Annotated in this window: 12 protein-coding genes, 2 pseudogenes and 1 other annotated feature; of the genes and pseudogenes, 11 read left to right on the top strand and 3 right to left on the bottom strand. The window is 37.9% G+C overall.

The annotated features are described in order from the left end of the window. On the top strand, nucleotides 1-378 hold a 378-nt coding region (locus HMPREF2887_RS10340; RefSeq protein WP_148131471.1), incomplete at its 5' end, for a glycerate kinase. A 215-nt stretch (nucleotides 379-593) separates the two neighbouring features. Then, nucleotides 594-1,088 carry an EbsA family protein gene (locus tag HMPREF2887_RS00530; protein ID WP_057489621.1) on the top strand — a complete coding sequence of 165 codons (495 nt, stop codon included), beginning with the start codon at nucleotides 594-596 and terminating at the stop codon, nucleotides 1,086-1,088. On the opposite strand, the gene HMPREF2887_RS00525 is transcribed toward HMPREF2887_RS00530, so the two are convergent. Further along, on the bottom strand, nucleotides 1,075-1,272 hold the full coding sequence (locus tag HMPREF2887_RS00525; RefSeq protein ID WP_106079221.1) for a ferredoxin: 198 nt from the start codon (nucleotides 1,270-1,272) through the stop codon (nucleotides 1,075-1,077). The two genes, HMPREF2887_RS00530 and HMPREF2887_RS00525, sit on opposite strands and share 14 nt — an antisense overlap. Nucleotides 1,273-1,317: 45 nt before the next feature. On the opposite strand from HMPREF2887_RS00525, the gene HMPREF2887_RS00520 reads away from it, so the two are divergent. The 7 genes from HMPREF2887_RS00520 to HMPREF2887_RS00490 all read left to right on the top strand — a co-directional run bounded on the left by HMPREF2887_RS00520 (nucleotide 1,318) and on the right by HMPREF2887_RS00490 (nucleotide 5,912). Further along, on the top strand, nucleotides 1,318-1,767 hold the full coding sequence (locus tag HMPREF2887_RS00520) for an SAG1386/EF1546 family surface-associated protein (protein WP_021001556.1): 450 nt from the start codon (nucleotides 1,318-1,320) through the stop codon (nucleotides 1,765-1,767). Between the two features lie 9 nt (nucleotides 1,768-1,776). After that, complete coding sequence (gene cmk, locus HMPREF2887_RS00515; RefSeq protein ID WP_021001557.1) at nucleotides 1,777-2,454, top strand: (d)CMP kinase; 678 nt, start codon at nucleotides 1,777-1,779, stop codon at nucleotides 2,452-2,454. 26 nt (nucleotides 2,455-2,480) lie between these two features. Beyond that, nucleotides 2,481-2,610: a sequence feature (ribosomal protein L20 leader region), on the top strand. 15 nt (nucleotides 2,611-2,625) lie between these two features. Further along, nucleotides 2,626-3,156 (top strand): translation initiation factor IF-3, encoded by a 531-nt coding sequence (gene infC, locus HMPREF2887_RS00510; protein ID WP_003025051.1) that lies wholly within the window; start codon nucleotides 2,626-2,628, stop codon nucleotides 3,154-3,156. A gap of 33 nt (nucleotides 3,157-3,189) precedes the next feature. Then, nucleotides 3,190-3,390, top strand: a complete 201-nt coding sequence (gene rpmI / locus HMPREF2887_RS00505; protein WP_003025048.1) for a 50S ribosomal protein L35 — start codon at nucleotides 3,190-3,192, stop codon at nucleotides 3,388-3,390. Nucleotides 3,391-3,436: 46 nt separating this feature from the next. Continuing rightward, nucleotides 3,437-3,796 carry a 50S ribosomal protein L20 gene (rplT, locus tag HMPREF2887_RS00500; RefSeq protein ID WP_000124834.1) on the top strand — a complete coding sequence of 120 codons (360 nt, stop codon included), beginning with the start codon at nucleotides 3,437-3,439 and terminating at the stop codon, nucleotides 3,794-3,796. Between the two features lie 263 nt (nucleotides 3,797-4,059). Beyond that, nucleotides 4,060-4,446 (top strand): lactoylglutathione lyase, encoded by a 387-nt coding sequence (locus HMPREF2887_RS00495; protein WP_021001558.1) that lies wholly within the window; start codon nucleotides 4,060-4,062, stop codon nucleotides 4,444-4,446. Between the two features lie 101 nt (nucleotides 4,447-4,547). Continuing rightward, nucleotides 4,548-5,912 carry a polysaccharide deacetylase family protein gene (locus HMPREF2887_RS00490; RefSeq protein ID WP_021001559.1) on the top strand — a complete coding sequence of 455 codons (1,365 nt, stop codon included), beginning with the start codon at nucleotides 4,548-4,550 and terminating at the stop codon, nucleotides 5,910-5,912. A gap of 51 nt (nucleotides 5,913-5,963) precedes the next feature. Here the strand turns inward: HMPREF2887_RS00490 and HMPREF2887_RS00485 are convergent. Further along, nucleotides 5,964-7,051, bottom strand: a pseudogene (locus HMPREF2887_RS00485) (DEAD/DEAH box helicase). Beyond that, entirely contained in the window at nucleotides 7,035-8,024 is a 990-nt protein-coding gene (locus tag HMPREF2887_RS00480; protein ID WP_021001561.1) for a Gfo/Idh/MocA family protein, read from the bottom strand. The pseudogene HMPREF2887_RS00485 and the gene HMPREF2887_RS00480 overlap by 17 nt, the downstream one beginning before the upstream one ends. 104 nt (nucleotides 8,025-8,128) lie before the next feature. Between HMPREF2887_RS00480 and udk the strand changes: the two genes are divergently transcribed. Together udk and HMPREF2887_RS00470 are read left to right on the top strand one after the other, a co-directional pair. Continuing rightward, entirely contained in the window at nucleotides 8,129-8,764 is a 636-nt protein-coding gene (gene udk / locus HMPREF2887_RS00475; RefSeq protein WP_021001562.1) for a uridine kinase, read from the top strand. A 39-nt stretch (nucleotides 8,765-8,803) separates the two neighbouring features. Then, nucleotides 8,804-9,482, top strand: a pseudogene (locus tag HMPREF2887_RS00470) (YoaK family protein). Nucleotides 9,483-9,502: the final 20 nt, after the last annotated feature.

The raw sequence follows: 9,502 nt of genomic DNA, 5'->3' as shown, positions 1-9,502 counted from the left end.
GGTATGGCCGCAGGGCTGGTGACATTTGCACATGGAAAAATTGTATCAGGAATTGATACTTGTCTCAACTTGCTCGATTTTGATAATCGTGTCAAAAAGGCTGATTTAGTGATTGTGGGTGAAGGTCGAATGGATCAGCAAAGTCTGTCAGGTAAAGCCCCTATTGGAGTAGCAAGGAGAACACCAAGGAATGTCCCCGTTATCGCTATTTGTGGGAGCCTAAGTGATGACTTACCTGCTTTTCCAGTAGAAAACATTCAAGCTGCTTTCCCAATCATTTCTCAAGTCGAACCTCTAGCTATTATTCTAGCCAAGGCAGAAGAAAATCTCATCCGAACAGCTCAAAATATTGGAAATCTATTAAAAATGAAAATATAAGATTTAACTCTATCGGCTGAATCTTGAGAAAGTGGAATTTGACCTATTTGCATTTTCGTTGAGGCGATTATCTCTATCACATCTGCCATTTTCGACTAATTTAATAAGGGATTAGAGCTAGTATTCTTTCACTTCCTTAATTTTTTCTTTTGTTGTCCAATCTCACTCCCATTTTTCTTTTTTTTATGATAAACTATATAAGAGGGGGTGTAGACATGATAAAGATATTTGGTCAGTTGCGCTATCATTGGCAACCAGATCTTTCTCTTCTAATCATTTATTGGTCTTTATCGGTCATTCCGATTTTTATAGGTTTTGCATTTTTATTTGAGAGTTCAGAAGTTCCGTTTTTAGTTCTTTTCTCTTTCTTTTTGTTCATGGTATTATTGGGGATTGGTGTACATAGATATTTTACGATATACGACAACGGGATTTTAAGAATTACTACGGCAAATCCATTTACACCTTCGAAGATTGAAATTTCAACAATTCGTAAAGTAGAAGTGACAAAAACTTCTATTACTCTTTTATTTGATGGCAAAGAAAAAGGCCGTACGTTTTGTATGCGTAAGTGGCCTAAGAAGTATTTTGTAAATGCTTTGGCTTTGAATGATCATTTTAAAGGTGAAGTTGAACTAATGGACAACTTCACCCACGTAGACTATTTTGAAACCTATTATGCTCATCCTAAAAAAACTACTCTTTCTTAAGAGCTTTTGTAGGACAGTTTTTGATAGCTTCAATAACATCAGGTGTTTCAGGAATTTCTTTTTCCAGAAGTTCATCGTCTTGATGAAATTTAACAATGCCATTGTCATGATAATCAAATAGTTCAGAATAGGTTTGGCAAAGCCCGCAGGCAATGCATCGTTCAGGAATGAGTGTCACTTTCATACTCATATTGTAATCGGAATTTTGAAAAAATACAAGGAGGAAGTCATGGCAAAGGAACCATGGGAAGAAGATATTTACGACAAGGGAGAAAAAGAATTGACGAGAAGTAAAAAAACGAGCGATGTAGCGGCCAATCGTGTGTTGACAATTTTAGCGGTTATTTTTTTCATCATGGTGATTACAATTGTAGGTATGATGATTTATTTATCAACTGGCGGAAGCAGCAAAAAAGCAGCAACACAGGGCTTTTATAATACTAAGGCTACCAGCAAACCAAGTGAAAGTTCTAGCGTTCCAGAGTCTTCTAAGGCAACAAGTGATAGCAGTCAAACGCAATCATCTGAAGGAACGCTTACTGTTCAAGCTGGAGAAGGTGAGGCGGCCATTGCTGCGCGTGCAGGGATTTCGATTGCTGAATTGGAGCGTTTGAATCCTTCTCATATGACAACAGGCGCTTGGTATGCCAATCCAGGTGATGTGGTGAAAATTCGATAGGAGTGTAGAATGAAACAAATTCAAATTGCCATTGATGGTCCGGCTTCAAGCGGAAAGTCAACGGTTGCTAAGATTATTGCGAAAGATTTCGACTACACTTACTTGGATACAGGCGCTATGTATCGTGCGGCGACGTACTTAGCTTTACAAAATGATTTATCTGCAGAAAAGTGGTCTGAAATTGTCGCATTATTAGACACTTATCCAGTTAGTTTTGGGCGTGATAAAAATGGGGAGCAGCTTGTTTTTGTCGGAGATGTAGATGTGACGCATCCGATTCGTGAAAACGAAGTGACCAACAATGTCTCTTGGGTGTCTGCAATTCCAGAAGTACGAGAAAAGTTGGTTGATTTACAACGAGAAATTGCCACTCAAGGCGGTATTGTTATGGATGGGCGTGACATTGGAACAGTTGTTTTGCCTCATGCAGAGTTAAAAATTTTTCTTGTAGCCTCAGTTGAGGAAAGAGCTCAACGCCGCTATAAAGAAAATCTTGAAAAAGGTATTCCAACTGATTTGAAAACCCTCAAAAAAGAAATTTCAGATCGTGATTATAAGGACAGTCACCGTTCAGTTTCTCCTTTAAAACCAGCAGATGATGCTATTCATTTTGATACGACGGGTATCGGAATTGCTGAAGTTGTTGCTTTTATCGAAGAAAAAGCTAAAAAAATTCTTGACAAATAATCTGAAACTTGATATTATATAAAAGTTGAGAAAAGCAGAAGTGAGAGCTTCTCGCCTTGCGACTAACGTTGTCTGGCTCTACGGATTAAGTTTCAGAGATGAAATACTATCATGTAGTGCGGGCTTGCGTTAGCAAGTCCGCTCTTGTTTTTCTCTAAAAATAAAAAAGAGGTGAAAACCATAGCAAAACAAGACTTATTCATCAATGATGAAATTCGTGTGCGTGAAGTTCGTTTGATCGGTCTTGATGGTGAGCAATTAGGCATTAAACCACTTAGCGAAGCACAAGCAATTGCTGACGATGCAAATGTGGACCTTGTTCTGATTCAACCACAAGCTAAACCCCCTGTTGCGAAAATTATGGACTATGGAAAGTTCAAATTTGAGTATCAGAAAAAACAAAAAGAACAACGCAAAAAGCAAAGTGTTGTTACCGTGAAAGAAGTTCGTCTCAGTCCAACGATTGACAAAGGTGACTTTGATACAAAACTTCGCAACGCACGCAAGTTCCTTGAAAAAGGAAATAAAGTGAAGGTTTCTATTCGCTTTAAAGGGCGGATGATTACTCACAAAGAAATCGGAGCTAAAGTATTAGCCGACTTTGCTCAAGCAACGCAAGACATTGCGATTATTGAACAAAGAGCTAAAATGGATGGACGTCAAATGTTCATGCAGTTAGCACCAATCCCTGACAAAAAATAATCTGTCAGAAGTTAGAAAAAGGAGAAAAATATCATGCCAAAACAAAAAACACACCGCGCATCAGCTAAACGTTTCAAACGTACAGGTTCTGGTGGCTTGAAACGTTTCCGTGCTTACACTTCTCACCGTTTCCACGGAAAAACTAAAAAACAACGTCGTCATCTTCGTAAAGCAGCAATGGTGCATTCAGGAGATTTCAAACGTATCAAAGCAATGCTGACAGGTCTTAAATAAGAGATTTTGTAGCAGATTATTCTAGGAAATATTGGAGGAAATATAAATGGCACGTGTTAAAGGTGGCGTTGTATCACGCAAACGTCGTAAACGTATTTTAAAATTAGCTAAAGGTTACTATGGTGCAAAACATATCTTGTTCCGTACTGCAAAAGAACAAGTAATGAATTCTTACTACTATGCATACCGTGACCGTCGTCAAAAGAAACGTGATTTCCGCAAATTGTGGATTACACGTATCAATGCGGCAGCTCGTATGAATGGTTTGTCATACTCACAATTGATGCACGGTTTGAAATTGGCTGAAATTGAAGTAAACCGTAAAATGCTGGCTGACTTGGCTGTCAACGATGCAGCAGCTTTCACAGCTCTTGCAGATGCAGCTAAAGCAAAATTAGGTAAATAATGAAAATAGGCTGGGAGAATGTTTTCAGCCTTAAATCATACAGTGTCATAAAATAACGATGCAGTGGTTGATTGTTCAAAGTATAGCTTTGAAGTTGCAAGATAGAATTTGCGAAACAAGTCTCAAGACTGTTCGTTTTTCAAACTCAGCAACTTTACAGGAGTGGGATGGAACTAAATGCTATCTCACTCCTTATTTTTTTAGCTAAAACTGGAGAAAATTCGTGATTTAGGATATAATGGAAAAAAGCAAAGGAGGATGCTATGGCTTCTAAAATGTTGCATACGTGCTTGCGAGTGGAAGATCTAGAAAAATCTATTGCATTTTATGCAGATGCATTTGAATTTAAAGAATTACGGCGCAAGGACTTCCCAGAACATCAATTTACAATTGTTTATTTGGGACTTGAAGGTGATGATTATGAGTTGGAATTAACTTATAATTATGGACACGGACCTTATGTGATTGGCGATGGTTTTGCTCATGTGGCTTTGAGTACGGCTGATTTGCTACAGCTTCACGCTGAACACACTGCTAAAGGATATGAGGTTACACAGCCAAATGGACTTCCTGGAACAAAGCCGAATTATTACTTTATTAAGGATCCGGATGGTTATAAAGTTGAAGTGATTCAAGAAAAAACTTTATAAGTTTGTAAATAATTGAAAATGAAAGGCTTGAAATTATTTTAGCCTTTTTTAGTAGGTAAAGTCTTTTTTAAACGAAAGAGACGAGGTAGAAAGGTAGTGTAGTGAAAAAAATACTTCTCATTGTCCTAAATGTCGCTTTTTTAATGATTATTATTTTTGGGAGTTTTCGGATTAGAAAATTGCTACAAGAAAGAAAATTAAATCGACAAATTTCACAAGTTCTGAAAAGGACAGATACAAAATATCATTATGGTTCAGTACGAAAGCAGACAGGACGTGTAGGAAGTCAGCTCATTACGTCTTACTATCCATTAACAGAGAGCAAGCAAGATATTGGTGTTATTAAAGAGAAAATCAATGCCGATATTCAGAAATTTTCAGATAAACAAAGTCAAGTATCGCAATACGATAACCTTATTTTTTATGTGAGTCATTTTACAGAGACAAATTTTTCTGGAGTAAAGCAAGTTGACATCAAGCGAATCTCTTATCCAGTGTTAACTACGAAAGTTGGAAAGGCTAGAGAAGAGGTTTTGGACTCGCTTTACATGTCGTCTGACAATAAATTGTTTAGCTTAAATCGACTTTTTAAAAATGTTGAGCAAGCCAAAAAGTTATTGCTAGAAGAAATGCAGCAGAAAATCACCGCTCTTCATAAAACAGAAGGACAGAAGATTCTACAAGCATTTCAAACAAGAGATATCTCCCAATGGACATTCAGTTATGAAAAAGGAAAACTCAATCTATTTTATAAAAACAATGAGCGAGTTTCAAAGGTGGAAATCGCCTTACCAGCCTTATATGAGGTAATTGATGAGCATTATTTAAAGGGAGAGGATTTGGCCGCATATCAGTCTTATCAAGCTAAAAAACAGCAAAAATTAGTAGCTTTGACGTTTGACGATGGTCCCAATGCAGCAACGACACCGCAGGCTTTGGATATTTTAGCCAAATACCATGTCAAAGGAACTTTTTTCATGTTGGGGAAAAATATAGCTGGAAATGAGCAACTTGTCAAACGTGTTCATGATGAGGGGCATGAGATTGGCAATCATAGTTGGAGTCATCCACAATTACCAACTCTTGCTCTTGAGCAAGCAAAAAAACAGATTGAGGATACACAAGCAGCACTTCGGGCTGTTATCGGAGAGAGTCCAAAAATGATGCGTCCGCCCTATGGAGCTATCAACAATACACTCCGAAATGCTGTTGATATGTCTTTCATTATGTGGAATGTGGATAGCTTGGATTGGAAAAATCGCAATACTGGGTCTATCATGGAGCAAGTGAAAAAGCAGACTTATCCAGGATCAATCATTTTAATGCATGATATTCATCAAACCACCATTAATGCTTTGCCGAGTGTAATTGAATATTTGCAAAAGAATGGGTACACTTTGGTTACAGTTAGTGAACTTCTGAATCATCAATTGGAAGGACATCGGCTGTATTACGGTGCAAATTAGATAGAAAAAAGGATAGAAATGATTGCTTCCTATCCTTTTTCTATACTCTTTTTATTTCACATAGAGTTCACGATTTTTTAAGATAATTTCTTGAACGTGGGCATATTTTTTTAGTGTTTTTAATTCTTCTGGGTGGCTGATGAATGTAATGACATAGCCCTCTTTGCCCATACGACCAGTCCGTCCGGCGCGGTGGGTATAGGTTTCAAAATCGCGAGGCAGGTCATAGTTGATGACACATTCGAGAGAATCAATGTCAATTCCTCTAGCTACCAAGTCAGTAGCAAGTAAGAGTGTGAGTTCGTCGTTTTTAAATTGCTCCAAGATGACTTTGCGGAATTTGACATTGACATCACTTGCCAGAGACACAGCTTGAATGTGACGATATTGTAGTTTTTCCTCAGCATTTCCTAAGTCTGAGAGGGCATTGAAAAAGACAAGGGCGCGAAATTCTGAGACATGAGCGAGCTTTCGCAAATATTCAACTTTGTCGCGCTGTTTAACTTGCATATAAAAATGTCGAATATTGTCAAGATGTTGATCTTCCAGTTTGATTTGGAGAGTATTTTCAGCAAGCTTGTCTTGGTCAAACTTAGCAGTCGCACTCATGTAAATCAATTGATGTTCACGTGGTACATAGTGAAGGATCTGCTGCACAAAATGATATTGCGAATCGCTAAGCAGTTGATCAAATTCATCCAGAATGATCGTATCGACAGTCATCATTTTGATTTTTTTTAGTTTAATCAATTCAAAAATGCGTCCTGGCGTCCCGATGAGAATTTCAGGGCCTTTTTTTAACCGTTCAATTTGTCGTTTTGGCTGGAGCCAGATAGAAAGAGCTGAGCTGTTAAGCCAAGTAGTTCAGCCCATGTTTTGGTGACGTCAAAAATCTGTCCAGCTAGCTCAGTATTGGGAGCCAAGATAAGTAATTGCTGGGATTTCTTAGGTTTTAGTTTTAGAAGAGTTGGGAAAAGATAGGCAAGTGTTTTTCCAGTTCCGGTAGGGCTTATCCCAAGGAGATTCTCTCCTTCCGTAATGGGAGAAAAGAGTTGTTCTTGAATGGGAGTTAAATGCTCAAAGCCAAGTTTAGTGAGTTGGTCTTGCCAACTTTTGGGAAATTTAGTTGTTATCATCATCAGCCTCAAATCTAATACCAGCATCTTGTCGCATGCTAAACAGAGTTTTATGCACGGCAGCAGCAGCGTCTAGCCAGTTTTGGTAGGTTTCTTGTTTTATTTCACCACTTAATGCTTTAGCGAATTGTTTGGCTTCTTCAGCCATGGTGTGAGAAGAGCACGCAATTTCAAGAGTTGTTTTCTCCTTGTTTAGATTTTGGAAAACAGCAGAAGTGATGAATTCGATTGAATTCAAGGTTAGTGTACCGTCTGTTGTGTAAATTTCAGCAGGGAAAAAGCTATTGATATTTTTTCCGGTTTGGATAGTCACTTGAAATTCTGGATAGATTAAACTTCCTACTCCATTTAGATCAACAGTATTTGGTAACTGCTGAGCGGTATAATAGGCATTTTCTGGTGCTCCAAAAAGTCGTATGGCTGCATAGACAGGATAAATGCCTAAGTCCATTAGAGCACCGCCTGAAAATTTCGCCGAAAAGACGTTTGGCTTTTGTCCAGCTAACAGAGCTGGCATTTTGGAAGAATACTTCGCATAGGTGAAATGTGCCCCAAGAATCGTTTTGTTTTTGAGAAAATCTGAAATGACATCAAATGATTGCTCATGGTAGTTACGAGCTGCTTCAAAAATGTATACATGCTGTTCTTGAGCTAATGTTACCAATTCAGCCCATTCTTCTGGGCGTGAGACAGCAGGTTTTTCTACAATTACATGTTTGCTTGCTAAAATAGCAGCTTTTGCTTGTGGGAAATGCAGAGAGTTGGGGCTTGCAATATAAATAATGTCTATATCACTAGTTAAAAAATCAGCCATATCTGTGTAGCAATCTACATTTTCATAATGACTGGCAAATGTTTGAGCAGCATGTATCGTCCGTGAATATACCGCAGTCAGTTGATAGTCCTTTGTCGAATGAGCAGCCTTGACAAATTGGTGAACAATGTCTCCTGTTCCAATCGTTCCGAGTTTTAACATCGTTTTCTCCTTATTTTTTGTCTTGTCATTTATTTTAATTTACCTCTTTCATTATATCATGATTTGGTGTAAAATAGATAAGATGATAAAAAATGGAGTGAATAATGCAAAATAGACCGATTATTATTGGCGTAACAGGTGGTTCTGGTGGTGGTAAGACGAGTGTTTCAAGAGCCATTCTGTCAAATTTTCCAAATGAAAAGATTTCTATGATTGAGCATGATTCTTATTATAAGGATCAGTCACATTTGACGTTTGAAGAGCGAATCAAGACCAATTATGACCATCCTTTTGCTTTTGATACAGATTTGATGATTGCGCAAATCAAGGAATTATTGGCAGGACGTTCGGTAGATATTCCGACGTATGACTATACAGCTCATACACGCAGTGATAAAACCTATCGTCAAGACCCACAGGATGTCTTTATTGTAGAAGGAATTCTGGTTTTAGAGGACAAACGCTTACGTGATTTAATGGACATTAAGATTTTTGTTGATACAGATGATGATGTTCGGATCATTCGCAGGATTAAGCGAGATATGGATGAACGCGGTCGTAGTTTAGATAGTGTCATTGAGCAATATTTAGGTGTGGTAAAGCCTATGTATCATCAATTTATCGAGCCTACCAAGCGCTATGCGGATGTGATTATTCCAGAAGGAGCTTCTAATACAGTAGCGATTGATTTAATTACAACAAAAATTGAAAAAATCTTGCAGGAAGCAAGAGAGCAATAGAAAGGAAGTCTAGTGAGGGAGTGCTAGACTTTTTAGGTGATGATAAATAATATAAAAAGAAAAAGAGAATTTCATTCACGTTCGAAATTTTTTGCCTGTTTGCTAACTTTTTGTGCGGGATTCATTGATGCTTATACATTTATTGAAAGAGGCGGGACATTGGTTGCGGGGCAAACAGGAAACGTTGTTTTCTTGTCGGTTGAATTGATTCACCATGAGACAGGAGAAATAGAAGTGAAGTTGGCAACGATGCTGGCTTTTATGCTGGGCATTTTTGTGTTAACCATTTTCAAAAATAACTTTGAAAATTCTTTATGGCGCTTATCCAGCATTCTTCCACTGATTTTGGTTTGTGGGTTTACAGGATTTCTACCAGCAACCGTGTCCAATCTTTTCATTGTTCCACCGATTGGTTTTTGTATGGGGTTGGTGGCAACAGCTTTTGGTGAAGTGAACGGCATTGTCTACAATAATTCTTTTATGACAGGCAATATCAAAAAAAACAATGGTCGCTTTTGGTACTTATGTGCGGGCAAAAGAAAAAACTTGCTTAGCAGAAGGCATTTTCTTCGTTGCTTTATTAGGAAGTTTTGTGACAGGAGCGATTGTTTCCACTTATTTGATACAATTTTATTTGTTGAAAACAATCTGGCTCGTAGCTATTATTTTACTAGTATTTTTAACTTTTAGAATGGTGCAATACATTCGCAGAAGATAAATTAAAACTGCAACTCAGCT

The organism is Streptococcus sp. HMSC071H03 (assembly GCF_001813035.1).
Lineage (GTDB): Bacteria > Bacillota > Bacilli > Lactobacillales > Streptococcaceae > Streptococcus > Streptococcus anginosus.
This window is presented reverse-complemented; position numbering and strand designations above follow the sequence as displayed.

What these genes read in the sequence shown, in the direction of transcription:
- HMPREF2887_RS00530 (WP_057489621.1), top strand. Translation starts at nt 594, where the DNA reads ATGATAAAGATATTTGGTCAGTTGCGCTATCATTGGCAACCAGATCTT.
- HMPREF2887_RS00525 (WP_106079221.1), bottom strand. Translation starts at nt 1,272, where the DNA reads ATGAAAGTGACACTCATTCCTGAACGATGCATTGCCTGCGGGCTTTGC.
- HMPREF2887_RS00520 (WP_021001556.1), top strand. Translation starts at nt 1,318, where the DNA reads ATGGCAAAGGAACCATGGGAAGAAGATATTTACGACAAGGGAGAAAAA.
- cmk (WP_021001557.1), top strand. Translation starts at nt 1,777, where the DNA reads ATGAAACAAATTCAAATTGCCATTGATGGTCCGGCTTCAAGCGGAAAG.
- rpmI (WP_003025048.1), top strand. Translation starts at nt 3,190, where the DNA reads ATGCCAAAACAAAAAACACACCGCGCATCAGCTAAACGTTTCAAACGT.
- rplT (WP_000124834.1), top strand. Translation starts at nt 3,437, where the DNA reads ATGGCACGTGTTAAAGGTGGCGTTGTATCACGCAAACGTCGTAAACGT.
- HMPREF2887_RS00495 (WP_021001558.1), top strand. Translation starts at nt 4,060, where the DNA reads ATGGCTTCTAAAATGTTGCATACGTGCTTGCGAGTGGAAGATCTAGAA.
- HMPREF2887_RS00480 (WP_021001561.1), bottom strand. Translation starts at nt 8,024, where the DNA reads ATGTTAAAACTCGGAACGATTGGAACAGGAGACATTGTTCACCAATTT.
- udk (WP_021001562.1), top strand. Translation starts at nt 8,129, where the DNA reads ATGCAAAATAGACCGATTATTATTGGCGTAACAGGTGGTTCTGGTGGT.